Source organism: Aliterella sp. E5.1, assembly GCF_057473825.1.
The window spans coordinates 103,389-117,304 of record NZ_JBYCCV010000002.1 but is presented as its reverse complement, the minus strand read 5'-3'; the positions used below and the strand labels follow the sequence as shown (position 1 = coordinate 117,304).

General features: G+C 42.7%; 14 protein-coding genes. 3 read left to right on the top strand and 11 right to left on the bottom strand.

The window, feature by feature from the left end; genetic code table 11:
* The first annotated feature begins 118 nt into the window (after window positions 1–118).
* Window positions 119–1,576, top strand: coding sequence for an aminotransferase class I/II-fold pyridoxal phosphate-dependent enzyme (locus AC2VE5_RS01505; protein ID WP_486886065.1), 1,458 nt, complete (start codon window positions 119–121; stop codon window positions 1,574–1,576).
* Here AC2VE5_RS01505 and dusB read toward each other — a convergent pair.
* Genes dusB through AC2VE5_RS01475 form a run of 6 tightly spaced genes read right to left on the bottom strand, consistent with a single transcriptional unit; the run spans window position 1,562 to window position 8,097 of the window.
* Complete coding sequence (gene dusB / locus AC2VE5_RS01500) at window positions 1,562–2,611, bottom strand: tRNA dihydrouridine synthase DusB (RefSeq protein WP_486886016.1); 1,050 nt, start codon at window positions 2,609–2,611, stop codon at window positions 1,562–1,564. The two genes, AC2VE5_RS01505 and dusB, sit on opposite strands and share 15 nt — an antisense overlap.
* 52 nt (window positions 2,612–2,663) lie before the next feature.
* Window positions 2,664–4,130: an alpha-amylase gene (locus tag AC2VE5_RS01495; RefSeq protein ID WP_486886015.1), complete on the bottom strand. Its 1,467-nt coding sequence runs from the start codon at window positions 4,128–4,130 to the stop codon at window positions 2,664–2,666.
* Window positions 4,131–4,177: 47 nt separating this feature from the next.
* A complete protein-coding gene (locus AC2VE5_RS01490; RefSeq protein WP_486886014.1) occupies window positions 4,178–4,744 on the bottom strand; it encodes a DUF4340 domain-containing protein in 567 nt (188 codons plus the stop codon).
* Window positions 4,745–4,766: 22 nt separating this feature from the next.
* Window positions 4,767–6,293, bottom strand: a complete 1,527-nt coding sequence (locus tag AC2VE5_RS01485) for a GldG family protein (RefSeq protein WP_486886013.1) — start codon at window positions 6,291–6,293, stop codon at window positions 4,767–4,769.
* 4 nt (window positions 6,294–6,297) lie between these two features.
* Window positions 6,298–7,110, bottom strand: a complete 813-nt coding sequence (locus AC2VE5_RS01480; protein WP_486886012.1) for an ABC transporter permease — start codon at window positions 7,108–7,110, stop codon at window positions 6,298–6,300.
* A complete protein-coding gene (locus tag AC2VE5_RS01475) occupies window positions 7,111–8,097 on the bottom strand; it encodes an ABC transporter ATP-binding protein (RefSeq protein ID WP_486886011.1) in 987 nt (328 codons plus the stop codon).
* Window positions 8,098–8,248: 151 nt separating this feature from the next.
* Here AC2VE5_RS01475 and AC2VE5_RS01470 point away from each other — a divergent pair, with 151 nt between their 5' ends.
* Window positions 8,249–8,758: a hypothetical protein gene (locus tag AC2VE5_RS01470; protein ID WP_486886010.1), complete on the top strand. Its 510-nt coding sequence runs from the start codon at window positions 8,249–8,251 to the stop codon at window positions 8,756–8,758.
* A gap of 74 nt (window positions 8,759–8,832) precedes the next feature.
* Here the strand turns inward: AC2VE5_RS01470 and AC2VE5_RS01465 are convergent, their stop codons facing one another.
* The 4 genes from AC2VE5_RS01465 to AC2VE5_RS01450 form a co-directional block, all read right to left on the bottom strand.
* Entirely contained in the window at window positions 8,833–9,399 is a 567-nt protein-coding gene (locus AC2VE5_RS01465) for a phycobiliprotein lyase (RefSeq protein ID WP_486886009.1), read from the bottom strand.
* Between the two features lie 100 nt (window positions 9,400–9,499).
* Window positions 9,500–10,165 (bottom strand): HEAT repeat domain-containing protein, encoded by a 666-nt coding sequence (locus AC2VE5_RS01460; protein ID WP_486886064.1) that lies wholly within the window; start codon window positions 10,163–10,165, stop codon window positions 9,500–9,502.
* 85 nt (window positions 10,166–10,250) lie between these two features.
* On the bottom strand, window positions 10,251–10,853 hold the full coding sequence (locus AC2VE5_RS01455; protein ID WP_486886008.1) for a methyltransferase domain-containing protein: 603 nt from the start codon (window positions 10,851–10,853) through the stop codon (window positions 10,251–10,253).
* Window positions 10,853–12,301, bottom strand: coding sequence for an MFS transporter (locus AC2VE5_RS01450; RefSeq protein WP_486886007.1), 1,449 nt, complete (start codon window positions 12,299–12,301; stop codon window positions 10,853–10,855). Before AC2VE5_RS01450 ends, AC2VE5_RS01455 begins: the two co-directional genes overlap by 1 nt.
* 65 nt (window positions 12,302–12,366) lie before the next feature.
* Between AC2VE5_RS01450 and AC2VE5_RS01445 the strand changes: the two genes are divergently transcribed.
* Window positions 12,367–12,900, top strand: coding sequence for a phosphoribosyltransferase (locus tag AC2VE5_RS01445; protein WP_486886006.1), 534 nt, complete (start codon window positions 12,367–12,369; stop codon window positions 12,898–12,900).
* On the opposite strand, the gene AC2VE5_RS01440 is transcribed toward AC2VE5_RS01445, so the two are convergent.
* Window positions 12,893–13,816: an AEC family transporter gene (locus tag AC2VE5_RS01440; protein ID WP_486886005.1), complete on the bottom strand. Its 924-nt coding sequence runs from the start codon at window positions 13,814–13,816 to the stop codon at window positions 12,893–12,895. The genes AC2VE5_RS01445 and AC2VE5_RS01440 overlap by 8 nt on opposite strands.
* Window positions 13,817–13,916: the final 100 nt, after the last annotated feature.

Here is a 13,916-nt window from a genome sequence, read left to right as displayed (position 1 = left end):
CTTCAATTTAGGTTAAGTATTTAACGAAAAATTTTCATCCTTCAAAGTAGTTACAACCTGAGATAAAAATTAGACAGTGCAATGGGATAGGATTGTAGTTCATTCTTTTACTGGAATAGTGTTAGATCCAGATAAAACCCCCCTTCTAGACGCGCTTAAAAAGTACGCCAACAGCAACCATGCGGCTTTCTATACGCCAGGACATAAGCGGGGACAAGGCATTTTACCTAAACTAAATGATTGCTTTGGTTCTAGAGTCTTCAAAGCCGACTTGCCAGAATTGCCAGAAATAGGCAGTTTATTCGATTCCCAAGGTGTAATTCAATCGGCGCAAGATTTAGCCGCCGAAGCGTTTGGAGCATCGCATACTTGGTTTTTGGTCAATGGTTCTACTTGTGGGATTGTAGCGGCAATTTTAGCTACTTGCGGCACGGGCGATAAAATAATTTTGCCGCGTAATGTGCATCAATCAGCGATCGCTGGATTGATTCTTTCTGGCGCTACTCCTATATTTGTTAATCCCGAATACGATCCGACACTAGATATTGCTCACAGCATCACTGGAGAAGGGATAGAAGCGGCTTTAAAGCAACACCCTGATGTGAAAGCGGTGATGATGGTTTACCCCACTTATTTCGGCGTTTGTGGAGACATAAAAAAAATCGCTCATCTCACCCATAAGTACAATATTCCGCTACTGGTAGACGAAGCCCACGCCTCACATTTTGCTTTTCACCCTGACTTCCCTATCCCGGCTTTAAAAGCAGGTGCAGACTTAAGTATCCAGTCAATTCACAAAACTCTGGGAGCGCTGACTCAAGCCTCTATGCTGCACGTCCAAGGTGACAGAATTAATATTAATAGATTAGCTAAATCCTTAGAATTAGTTCAATCTAGCAGCCCTAGTAATTTACTTTTAGCTTCTTTAGATGCCGCACGTCAGCAAATGGCTGTGGAGGGAAAACAACTAATGTCTCGCACTTTACAACTAGCCAAAAGTGCAAGAACTCAAGTTAGTCAAATTCCCGGTTTATCGGTTTTGGAACTAACACATCCTAAACCTGGATTTATGGCGTTAGACAAAACTCGCTTGACTGTGAACGTTTCCGGTTTGGGAATAACAGGATTTGCCGCCGATGAAATATTAGTTGCTTATGGTGTAATTGCTGAATTGCCTTCTTTGCAAAATCTGACGTTTATTATTAGTTTGGGCAATACCGCAGCAGATATAGAGAAATTAGTGCAAGCCTTGAAAACACTTGCTACTACTCATAAACAGAGATGTGAGACAGACAAAAGACTTCGCACGTACAATTTAGAATCAAAATTAGCACTCACGCCACGTCAGGCATTTTATGCAAGTGCAGAAACTTTACCTATAGAACAAATAAGCGATCACATTTGTGCGGAATTAGTTTGTCCTTATCCTCCAGGAATCCCGGTTTTAATCCCTGGAGAAATAGTTACGACCGAAGCAATTGCTTACTTGCAAAAAATTCAACTTTTGGGTGGATATATTAGTGGGTGTGACGATCCTAGCCTCCAAACCCTCAAAGTAATCTTAGGCAAAAGCTAACAGATCTTCGTCAATTAAAACACTTTCTTGAGCTAAATGTGCGATCGCGCGATCAATAATATCCAACCCTTCAGTCACGGTATTAATGACACTCAACTGTCCTCGCAAATCTGCTGCACCGCTAAAACCTTTGGCGTACCAAGTCATGTGTTTTCGGGCTTGACGTACACCGCGATCGCCTTTATATTCCCATAAAGCTTGCAAGTGTTCTCGCGCGCATTCCAATCGCTGCACGGGGTTAGGAGCCGCCAGCAACTCGCCAGTTTTGAGAAAATGGTCAACTTCCCCGACCAAAAAAGGATAGCCTAAAGTCCCCCGCGAACACATTACCCCATCGGCTCCAGTTTCTTCTAAACACCTTACCGCCGCTTCTACAGTGAAAATATCGCCATTGCCAATTACTGGGATAGAAAGTATTTCTTTAACTTTACGAATCCACTCCCATTTTGCCGAACCATTATAGCCTTGAGCGCGAGTACGACCGTGAACGGTAATCATTTGCGCTCCCGCGTCTTCCATGCGTTTGGCAAAATCCAAAATCGTGATTTCTTTGTCACTCCAGCCAATGCGAGTTTTGACTGTAACCGGGACATTTACAGCTTTGACTACTGATCGCACAATTTCCTCTGCTATTTCTGGCTGACGCAGTAGCGAAGAACCACCGCCATTTTTAGTAATTTTATTGACCGGACAACCCATATTAATATCTACTGTATCTGCCCCTTCTACTACTGCCATTTGCGCCGCTTCTGCCAAGAAATCGGGACGACAATCAAATAGCTGAATGCTAATTGGGCGTTCGCTTGGGTCAATCTCCATGATTTTCGGCAACTCTTTGACGTAGTGCAACCCGGTCGCGTTCACCATTTCGGTGTACATCATCGAATCGGGAGCATAGCGCCGTACCAAACGCCGAAATACTAAATCGGTCACGCCCGATAAAGGCGACTGGAGGACGCGGCTTTTGACTTCTACAGTACCGATTTTGAGCGGAGTAGAGAGCCGAGACTGAAGCAGGGGAGACAGAGTAAACATAAAAATTAAGAGAGAAAATAGCAATCTACTAGACTTTCTACTTTAAGGATAATCATTGTTGCAACCATACAGATACCGAACCTCCTTGACAGGGAAATTGCCCCCAACCGTCGCTGTTGGTGTAAATAGAGTCTTGAAAGTGGTTTGTACAATCGTAAAAAGCTACGTTAGGTCGAAACATATTCATCCATTTGTAGCCCTCTCCACCATTGCTGAGAACTACAGCCATTGCGCCGGGATGCTCTTGGTTTCCCAACCGCGTCCACCCGATTGTATTTGGATGATCGAAGTAATCGTACTGTTCGCCAAAATTGTAAGCTTGACGAGCAAATAAAAATTTGTCAATCAAAAAATGATGAGAGTAAAGAATAACTGGAATATCACCCCGACAATTTGGATACTCCGCGCCATAATAATCAGCATGAAAAATACAGGGGTAGCCTTCCCGCCGCAATAAAATCAACGCATAAGCTAGAGGCTTAAACCAAGGCTCTACTGTAGATTCTAAAGATTGGCAAGGCTGAGTATCGTGGTTGTCAACAAAAGTAGCCGCTTTATCTGGTTGCTCTTTGACTAACGTACGATCGAAAATCGTTCGCAAATCAAAATTACTACTAGATTGGCTTGCTTGATGAAACTTATAGTGGAGAGGCACATCAAACAATGATAGAGTACCTGCGCTTGCAGAGATATACCCGTGCAAATCGTCAACATTGCCTGACCAATATTCTCCCACACTGAAAAGTTCGCGATCGCCAAAATGTACTCTTAGATGGTTAAGCCAATCGCGGAAAAAATCTGAGCGGATATGTTTTACAGCATCAATCCGAAAACCATCTACTTTGGTTGTGTCAACAAACCATCGTCCCCAATACTTCAACTCCTCGCGTACATATTCGTTAGTTGAATCTAAATCGTTTGCTAATAAGTAATCGTAATTTCCGTATTGGTGATGAACATCTGTTTCAAAGCCTTTCTCTTTGAGGCGATAAAGCTTGTCGGAATTATTTGTAGTGGCATTGTAGGCAAGAGCATCAAAGCACCACCAAGACCACTTCATACTAGAGTAAGTATCGCCGCGACCGGGGAAGATAAACTTTGTATAGGCAGTAATTTTGTGCCAATCGCCAATTGTGCGGTTGCGATCGCTCCATGCTACTTCTTGCGCCCATACTTCTTCAACTTCATCACCACCATCTTTGTGGTTGAGAACTACATCTGCGTAAACTTTGAGGTTGTGATTGCGTAACGCCTCAATAGCAGCTATTAGCTGCTTTTTAGTACCGTACTTTGTGGCGATAGAATTTTTTTGGTCAAATTCTCCTAAATCAAATAAGTCATAAACACCATAACCTACATCGTATTTACCACCAGTTCCTTTGTAAGCTGGAGGCAACCAAATAGCTGTAATTCCTTTTTGAGCTAATTCTTGAGCTTTGCTTTCAAGTTCCTGCCATAGGTTACTATCTGGTGGGTTGTACCAGTGAAAGAATTGCATCATTACCCCATTCATTGGCATCACTCCTTTTTTTTAACCATCAATCTCAAATTCTGGCGACGATCAGACTACTTACTTAGATTAGGAGCTGAGCTTTTCCATTCTGATAGCTGCCGATTTACAGCATTAGCAAAATCTGGAGATACTAACAGCACATCAATATTGCCTTTGGATTTTGCTGGAGGATCGACTAAAGCATACAAAAAGCTGCCGTTGAAGTCAGGTTTGCCCAAAATTAGTTGATGAGTTTCGCCATTTTTTAAGGTAATTGCGATCGCACTAAGTGGTTGACTTAATCCGTATTCAGCTAGTTGAGTCGTAGGCACAGAAAAGGTGCGATTGCTCTTTCCTGTTTCCAGCAAACTTAACAAGAAAGCAACCGATGCGCCACTAGCTGGCGTGTCGTTAGGCTCTTTCATTTGCCATTTAGAATCAATTTGCTCAAACTTTAGCGTCTGACCTTGATTTTTGATACTAAAAGACTTTACTTGGTCTTCAGTAAAAGCAAAAAGTTCCTCAGCGTTAGATTTGGATTCTTGCCTTTGGGTTGCGCCTTGAATTTCGTAGAAGTAAACAAAACCTCCCAATCCTAGTGCTAACAACAGCAAAATCAAAGTTGTTTTCGGTAACTTCATAGTGAGGGATGAGTAAAATGTACTATCTACGTAGCCACCACAAGATAACTGCACTAACAAAGCCAATTAGCGGGATAAAGCCTAAAGCAGTCCAGCTTAAAATACTAGCTTGGACCGCTTGCAAATTAATCCGGCGGTTTTTTGCTTCTTTGGGACGCACAGAAAGCTGTGGCGCAGCTTCTTGCTTGCTTAGCCAGCTAATAGAGTTGATAAATATATCGCCATTTAACTGCTGTGAAAATTGATTATCGGTAATAAAGTCAGAATTGCCAATCACAACCAAACGAGACTCAGAAGGCTTGCTGTTACTAGCAGTTTTAGCTTGACGGCTAAGAGCAACACCTAAAGTCAAAGGCCCTTGGCGATCGCTTTTTGGGTCAAATTGCAAGTTTTCGTCTTTCAAGTCGCTCTCTGCCCAGCTTTGCGGGCTTGTTAGTAATAACGGAGTTGCCTGTACTCCCTCAACTATCGTTGTTTCAATTGGTCTAGCACCGCGATACAAAGATGACCCGTTGCCAAAATCTTTAGTAATCGGATGTTGCCCGTAGTTATCAACTAATATGACCGCAGGACCTAGCCCTACGGCTGCACCACTAGGATTTACAGCTAAACGGTTGTCTAAACTTACACCCCAAGTTTTGAGCAAACTATCAATCCCCAAATTAATTGTTGGATCGATGGCTAGAAATAAACTACCACCTCGATTTAAGTAATCGCTCAAAGCAGTGGTTTCCGATGGCAATAAGCCCCGTCTAGCGCCTGCTAATACAACGACCGTGGCATCTTGGGGAATATTTGTCTGTGCCAGATTCAGCGCTTGGGTAGTGTAGTTTCTTTCTGTTAATACACTCAAAGCTTGAGATAGAGTAGTTTGTTCGCCTGTTAGTGGTTGTTCGCCATGACCTTGAACAAAATAAACTTTGGCGCTAAAGTTACTGGTTATTTGTTGCAAAGCGTTTGTTAATCGAGTTTCTGATAAACGCTGTTCGCTATTTGCTCCTTGCAATAACTTTCTTTGTTCCCCAGCTTCCAAATAAATTTCACCGGGACTTTGGACATTAAACTTGTTGGCAAGTCCTAGTTGAATTTGGGGATCTACATATTCGTAGCTAAAGTTTTTCCCTTGCTGGCGATAGTTTTCTAATAAAGCTCGATCTTCAGGTCTTGGATCGCGCTCAAATACCCACACTTTAACGGGTTGCTGCAAACTTTTGACCAATTGGCGCGATTGAGGAGCAAGAGTATATAAACCAGTTTCGGTTAAGTCTACTCGCGTTGGATAGCGGACTGCAAGAAAATTAATTAGTCCTAAAATCGCGAATACAGATAGCGTTGCCAGCAAAGCATTAGTTCCCGATTGAGTAGATCTCTTACTTAGCCAGCTACTGCGCGGGGAGTAAAATAGTAGCCACAAGCTGCTGCTAACAATTGCCGCAATAAGTAATCCTGACGGAACTACACCCCAACTATTGGATACAAGCCCAGCCGTTATTCCCATTAACGCGAGGAAAGGAGCTACCCAAGCTAGATATTGACGATATTTTTTCATAGGTTTAGGATCTTTGAAAACGCAAAGCATCAATTGATTGAGCAGTCAGAAATATACCCAAAACAATGTAGCTTGCAAATAAAACTAAGCTGCTAGTATCAAAAATACCTTGCACTAAGTTGGTGTAATGTTTGAGCAAGGAAAGATGACCTAAAGCCGCTCCCAGCCAGCCACCGATACTTTGGGAAATAGCTTCTATAACCCACAAAAACATAATTAAACCAAAAGTCATAATTGCTGCCAGGATTGTACTGTCTGTCAGGGAGGAAATAAACATTCCCAATGACAACACCGCCGCCGCTAAGAGAATTAATGCCAAATGCCCCAAAAAGGGTATAGCAGGAGGAACTGGGGGATTGGCAGCGCTAAAGGCGATCGCTTCGTAAGCAAATAATGGCAGTATCAGCACCGTAAAAAACGTTACTACTCCGAGCAACTTGCCCACCGCCACCGCCCAATTGGTTACTGGTGACGTTGCTAGTAGTTCTAAAGTACCGCGCTTGCGTTCTTCGGCATACAACCCCATTGAAAGGATAGGCAGAATAAATAAAGCTAAAGAACTCATTACGCTCAAAAACGATCGCAAAAATTCGTAAGCGACATCTATAGGCGGCAAAGGTTGTCCAGTTTGCTGGGTTTGCAATTCGGCGGCGGCGACTTGCTGGAGGATGCCTTGTTCTCCAAGTAAAATTGCCACAAAAAAGTATCCTGATAGCAGCCAAAAAATGCCAGCAATTGCGTAAGCTAAGGGCGATGTAAAGTAACTCTGCAATTCTCGGCGGTAAATAGCAATAATATTGCCCAAAATAATACCCATTTAAGTCTCGTCTCCTACGGTAGTTAGCCGATCGGCGGGTGCTGCTAATTTATCTTCGGTAGTAACTAGAAATACATCTTCTAAAGTTGCACGAGTGCGCCGCATTTCATACACGCCAATCCCCATATTTACCAATACTTGGACAATATCACTCCCTGGTTCAGTTCCCGGTTCTGAGGATATTTTTAACACCGCGCGAGCGCTCTCCTTCGCTCCAAGAGAAGCAATTTCTACTTGGCGCACGCCTAGTAAAAACTGTAATTGCTTCACAGCTTCAGCCGCTTCGCCATCAATTTCGACTTCGTACTCTACGCCCCCTGCTAGATTTGCTTCTAAACCTTCAGGGGTATTGGTAACAACTACTTTGCCGCCATTAATGATTGTCACGCGGTTGCAAGTCATGCTGACTTCGGGGAGGATGTGTGTAGACAAAATAATTGTATGACTGCCTGCTAGACTTTTAATTAAGTTTCGCACGTCAATAATTTGCCGAGGATCTAGCCCGACGGTGGGTTCATCTAAAATAATTACGGGTGGATCGTGGACGATTGCTTGAGCAATTCCTACCCGTTGCCGAAATCCTTTAGATAGCTTGCGAATTAATACTTTGCTCTTTTGCTGAAGATTGCAGCGCTCTATAGCCCGTTTTACTGCTGACGTGCGATCGCCTGCGCTCACTCCCTTGACTCTAGAAACAAAGTACAAAAACCCCTCTACGGTCATTTCTGGGTACAAGGGCGGTGTTTCTGGTAAATAGCCAATACGCTGTCTAACCAATAACGAATTTTCATGCACGTCATAGCCAGCAATTCGAGCGGTTCCAGTAGTAGCTGACAAGTAACCCGCTAAGATCCTCATAGTTGTAGTTTTTCCGGCTCCATTAGGACCTAAAAAGCCCATAATTTCCCCTGGTTCTACATTAAAACTAATGTCTTGAATTCCTGGGGTGGAACCATAGTTTTTACTCAAGTGTTCAACTTCAATCACGATTTTTGGTCAACCTCCGCAAGGAATACTTAATAATGCTCCTGAGTATATAGTTAACGCGATTTAGAAATTATGGTATTTGTTGTACCTAATATAGGCAATTTAACGATAGGCTATAGGCGAAAGATATTCGCTTAATGCCGCCAGTGCAATGTTGACACATTTGGAAACGCCTATCGACTTGGCTGTGAAGTTATTGACTCACTACAGTTTTGACTTGGGTGGCTGTAGTGCAAGCGTACTTATGGAGCAGTGGCTAAAAAATTATTCCGATCGCTGGATTTATTTAGCTGTAATTGAAGCGTTGTATCAAGGGCGTTATAAAGCACACTCAGTAGAGCAAATTTTAACAATTTGGCAGCGCAAAGGACAGGCTTATTTTCGCTTCAATCACGAATTTGAGCGTTTAGTTTGCGGAGATTTTTCTAATGTGTGGCGAAAACTCGATCGTCCAACTATTGATAGCGATCGCGCAACTGCAAAAGAAGATTCTCTGGCGCGAAAATTAGCTATTACTAAAATCAAGCTGTCAACACGAAATACTCATCAACCCAAAGATACAAAGCTTAGCAATCAACCAATTGAGCAATTTAGTCCGTACTCCACAGATACTAATGAGTTCTACGGCAAATTGAAAGCGATCGCCCAAAGAACCCCTTAAAATATTAGCCTTGTACCTGGGTACAAGGCTAATATTTTAATTGACTAACTATATTTGCCTAAGAGCAACAAATTTTATTCGCTGGCTACTTTTGCTTGGTTAGTTGCTTCAGTTGTTGGCTTGAGTCCACCCATGCGGATTTCGGAGGTAAAAGAAGCCATGCTAAAGCCGCCGTAGCGCTTCAATACGCTAACTCGCATTCTTAAATTAGGACTTGCAAACCATAACCTTTCTTCTGAAGACATGGTTTCGTATTCGGTAGTTAGCGTGAGTGCGTCATCGCTACCCATAATATAGCTACCTGCGACGGGTGCTTTTTCGGCATAACCCATTTCTCGCAGTAACTTACCACGACTAGGCTCGTCTGTATCTGGTACTGTTACGAGTACTGTAGAACCTGTATGTTTTTCTTCGTCCCATTCCATCGTCCCATTCCAATTGACTCTAGCGCCGCAACTTGCTCTAGCTGGATCGACCTCGTATTGCTGACAAAGTTTAATGACTTCTGGATCGTCGTTAGCAAGCATCTCAATTGTGATATCTGATTTGCCGTCTTCAGCTTGCTTGAAAGCTAGGTGGTGGCTGGTACGGTGGGAAAACCATTTACCCGCGCTCAGTTCAAAAAATTCTTGAATATCCATAAGTCAAAATTGCAAATATCGACATCACTTTTATTGCTCACCTTTTAAGGTAACTTAACGGCGATCGCATAGTGGCACAAAATCCTCAATTGCCTCTATATTAAGCCGCAAGCCGACCTAGTGAAATCGTTGCTGCTTGGGCAACATGGGGATGGCTGTCTTTTTCTAAATATTTCAACGCTGAAATACTTTTATCGCTAGGCAAATTTCCCAATGCTTCAGCTAAACGCTGACGAGTCAACCAATCTGTAGAAGGTACGAACCGCAGGATATGATCGATTGCATTTATATCTCTAATTTCACCCAAAGCGGCGATCGCTGCTTGTTGCAAAACTACTTCTTCGCTATCTAAAGCTCGTACTAGCAAGTCATGGGCGCGGACATCTTTAAGATTGCCTAAAGATACCGCCGCACTAAATCTTACCAACCATTCTGTATCTTCATAAAAAGCTCTAACCAACGGCTCAAAAGCTCGAATATCGCCTAAATAACCTAAAGCCCCCGCCGCATCTGCCCGAATACCATAATCAGGATCAGTTTCCAGCAATTTTACTAAAATTGGGTAACATTCGTCAGTTTGTTTAACACCTAAAGCAAATACCGCCATTGAACGAATTTGCAATATTTCATCATTCAATACTTTTTTAATTAGCGGTACAGCATCCGCCGAGGGGAAACGACGCAGAGAAGCAAGCGCAATCATGCGATCGCGTGAATCTTGACTTTCTAGTTGGGCGGAAATATCTTGTAGGCTAAGTTCAGCCATGTAGTTAAAATTACCTTTATTTAATTGCAGTTGATCTAGAATTACCATTTTTACTTAGCCAGCACATAGACCAAGGGAAAGGTATTTAGCTGCTAACTATAAATCTACCTAAATACTCTTGTCCTTGACGTTGGGGTACAGAATTATTTGCCAGAGTTAGGCTGTTAATTTTGAAGTCTGGCTCAAAATACTGACGAATTTCTGCCGTTGTTACCCCAAAAGGCGGACCACCGGACTGATTATGCGCCCAAAATAAGGCGATAAGCTCTCCATGGGGTTTTAACAGAGATTTTACTAACTGAACGTAAGATTGGCGATCGCCTGGTTCAATGGCACAAAAGCAAGTGTGTTCTAGTACATAGTCAAAGTAATGAGGAAATTCGGCGGGTAGACCGAAAATATTACGTTGGAGAAATTGGGCAGAGATGCCGCTATTTTGAGCTAATTGTGTAGCAGAGGCGATCGCGCTAGGAGCAAAATCAAACCCGATTACTTCAAATCCCTTTTGGGCAAACAGCAAAGCATCGTAGCCGCTTCCAGCACCTAAAACTGCTATTTTCCCTATCTTTGGCGCGGCTGGGGAATCTAGCAAGCTGACAAAAGGCGGTGCCGCTTGTCCCAAATCCCAGCCCGTTGTACCTTCTATATAGCGATTTTCCCAAAACTCCGAATTAGCTACTGTCACCATCAAACTTTACTATCTTGCTTCTCTTTGAGTTGTAGCAAAATTCCCGCGTGTACCTCGCGAGTAAGGGGATAAAAATAAGTCAAAACTAAACCGCTAATTAAAAAAACCATCGGTAAAGGTCCGACTGCAAACCGGATAGCTTGCAAGGCTGTATCAGGCTGAATGGGTAGACTTTGCCCCACAACTGCCTCTTTAAACCCCGACTGTTCTAAAGTCTGACTAACTAAAAATAACCCCAAAGCTAGACCTAGTTTTTGCAGAAAAACCATAAAAGCATAAAAAATCCCTTCCCGGCGTTGTCCAGTTCGCAGTTCATCTAATTCAATTACATCGGGAATCATCGACCAAGGAATCAAATAAGCCGTAGAAACTCCCACACCAGCCATAATTGCTAAAACATACAACAAAGCTGTTTGATTGGGTTGAATCAGAAATAAGCCGATTTGAGCAATAATCCACAAACTCATCCCCATAAAATAAACAGCTTTTTTCCCAAACCGCTTGCTTAAATTCGTCCACACAAACAGCATTGCTAAAGCCGTACCTTGAACTCCAATAAGTACCGTCGGTACACTTGATTCGGGTAAACCCATCCAATTAACGACAAAGTAGGGAATAATACTGGCGGTTAGCTGCACCGCTAACCAGGAACAAAGATAAATACCAATTACAAACAAAAAAGGACGGTTGCTAAAAACAATTTTTAGCTGTTCGCCCAGGGGGATAGATGGTGGCTGGGGTAATTCAGTCCGTTTTGCCTCAAAAGCTAAAACCCGATCGCGCGTCCCAAAAACACACCAATATAAAGACAGTACCGAAATAACCGTACATATCGCCGCTAGAACTACATATTGTAGAGCGCGATCACTAACACTTGCAAAGATGATTTGCGCCAAAATTAAAGATAAAACACTCCCTCCAATCGAAAACCCAAAACGAAAGCTATTGAGGCTAGTACGTTCGTCATAGTCTTGGGTAAGTTCGGGAGTCATTGCCGTGTAAGGCAAATTGACTACCGTGTAGAATACTTGCGACAATAGCGCGATCGCTACATAGTACCAAAATAAGCCCGAAACTTGAGTAGTGCGATCGCTGGCAAAGGGCGGTACAATCCACTGCAAGAAAAAGAAAATTCCAAAGGGAATTGCCCCGTAAAGTAACCAAGGAAGGCGACGACCCCAACGGCGAGAGTTTGTTTTATCAGTCAGTACGCCCACAATTGGGTCGTTGACAGCATCCCAAACTTTGCCAATAAGTAAAATGCTGCCCGCAAGTCCCACAGGAATCCCCGCAACGTTTGTAAAGAAAATTAGCAGAAAAAATACGGTAATGTTGGCGGTAATCGCAGGACCCAAATCCCCCGCACCATAAGCTAGTTTTGTGGAGAGGTTGAGTTTTTTGGTTTCAGGAATTACTGAAAAATCTGCATCTGGAGAAGGATTGCTCATAGCACGGCTAGAAAGATTAAAATATTAGCTTTGCAACTAAGTATTAGCTCACAACTGCCACTTTTATGCCAGACCTTTATGTTTCTTGGTCAGAATACCACCAAAAAATCGAGCAACTGGCAGTAAAGATTTATCAATCGAACTGGCAGTTTAACCAAATTATTTGTCTTGCCAAGGGAGGCTTGAGAGTAGGCGATATTCTTTCTCGAATTTACAAGCTACCACTGGGAATTTTGGCGACTTCCTCTTATACCGGAGAAGGTAAGCAAACAAGAGGAAGTTTGACGGTTGCCCAACACTTGACTATGACTAGCAGCAATTTGGGTTCTCACATCTTGTTAGTAGATGATTTAGTTGATTCAGGCGTAACAATTAAGCAAACAATTCCTTGGCTAAAGCAGAATTACAGTTCGCAAGTTCAAGAAATTCGCACAGGCGTACTGTGGTACAAAGCTTGTTCTCAAGTTGTCCCAGATTATTACGTCGATTATTTAGCAGATGATCCTTGGATTCATCAACCTTTTGAAAAATACGAACAAATCGATCTAGAGGAATTGGCATTAAAAGCAGGCAATCCCACCTCAAAAAATATTAACTAAATAGCCACAACCAAATTGGCAGAGTAATTAATAATCCCCCAGAACCTACAGCCAAAGCCGTAACGCTTAAATCGCGGTCGAGATTGTAAACTTCGGCAATTACTATTGTTGCAAAAGCGGGAGGCATAGCCATCTGTAAAACGATCGCTAACTTCGCCGCACCCGTTAACCCAAACAAAGATAAAATACTCCCCAAAAGTAACGGCACTACCAGCATTTTGATACTTAAACTAATAGATGCTTTGGGTAAGCTATGCCAAGAATCTAGCTGACGCAAACGCATACCAATCAATACCAAAGACAAAGCTACAATTGCCCAACCTAAAGTCTGTAAAATTGTTTCCGCGAGAGTCGATAAGGGGACTTGCCGAAATAGCAAACCCACACCAAAACTCCATAAACTAGGATTAATTGCGATCGCTTTTAATAACTGCCATTGACTTTGTACCCCACCACCATAAGCCGCCGCTAAGACAACTCCTAACCCATAAGCCCCTAGCGTTGTCCCTAGCAAATCGTAAAACAACGCATAGCCAAAGTATTGAGTACCAACAAAAGCCAAAGTTACCGGATAGCCCAAATACCCAGTATTTCCTACCATTGCCGCTAATATAAAACTACCTTGAGTCTGCCTACTCCAAGAATTTGAAGCAATTTTGCGATTACTTTGCCAATTTATCCAAATCCACGCTAAACCCGCACCTAAAAAAATCGCTATCCAAGCAACTATTGGTGCAACCCAAATAGTCCCCGACAAATCAGCTTGACGTAAAAAAGCCACAATGCTGAGGGGAACCCCTACCCAAAACAGAAATTGACCTAAATAGAGGGGAATAGTTGCCGGAAGCTTGCCACCCAAAACAAACCCTGATAGAACCAGCACGATTAGCGGGAAATAGAGTTGTAAAAGCTTCATCAACAACCGAAACGTAAAGATACTTTAAGCATAATCATCAAGACTTTATAGTAAAGTCTCGGCACTTAATTACTCGTTGGTCTAAAATTGGCTAGTGGCG

Excerpts from the sequence above, each read along its gene's own strand:
- dusB (WP_486886016.1), bottom strand. The coding sequence starts at position 2,611 with ATGTTTACTCTGTCTCCCCTGCTTCAGTCTCGGCTCTCTACTCCGCTC.
- AC2VE5_RS01495 (WP_486886015.1), bottom strand. The coding sequence starts at position 4,130 with ATGCCAATGAATGGGGTAATGATGCAATTCTTTCACTGGTACAACCCA.
- AC2VE5_RS01490 (WP_486886014.1), bottom strand. The coding sequence starts at position 4,744 with ATGAAGTTACCGAAAACAACTTTGATTTTGCTGTTGTTAGCACTAGGA.
- AC2VE5_RS01485 (WP_486886013.1), bottom strand. The coding sequence starts at position 6,293 with ATGAAAAAATATCGTCAATATCTAGCTTGGGTAGCTCCTTTCCTCGCG.
- AC2VE5_RS01480 (WP_486886012.1), bottom strand. The coding sequence starts at position 7,110 with ATGGGTATTATTTTGGGCAATATTATTGCTATTTACCGCCGAGAATTG.
- AC2VE5_RS01470 (WP_486886010.1), top strand. The coding sequence starts at position 8,249 with ATGTTGACACATTTGGAAACGCCTATCGACTTGGCTGTGAAGTTATTG.
- AC2VE5_RS01465 (WP_486886009.1), bottom strand. The coding sequence starts at position 9,399 with ATGGATATTCAAGAATTTTTTGAACTGAGCGCGGGTAAATGGTTTTCC.
- AC2VE5_RS01460 (WP_486886064.1), bottom strand. The coding sequence starts at position 10,165 with ATGGCTGAACTTAGCCTACAAGATATTTCCGCCCAACTAGAAAGTCAA.
- AC2VE5_RS01455 (WP_486886008.1), bottom strand. The coding sequence starts at position 10,853 with ATGGTGACAGTAGCTAATTCGGAGTTTTGGGAAAATCGCTATATAGAA.
- AC2VE5_RS01450 (WP_486886007.1), bottom strand. The coding sequence starts at position 12,301 with ATGAGCAATCCTTCTCCAGATGCAGATTTTTCAGTAATTCCTGAAACC.
- AC2VE5_RS01445 (WP_486886006.1), top strand. The coding sequence starts at position 12,367 with ATGCCAGACCTTTATGTTTCTTGGTCAGAATACCACCAAAAAATCGAG.
- AC2VE5_RS01440 (WP_486886005.1), bottom strand. The coding sequence starts at position 13,816 with ATGAAGCTTTTACAACTCTATTTCCCGCTAATCGTGCTGGTTCTATCA.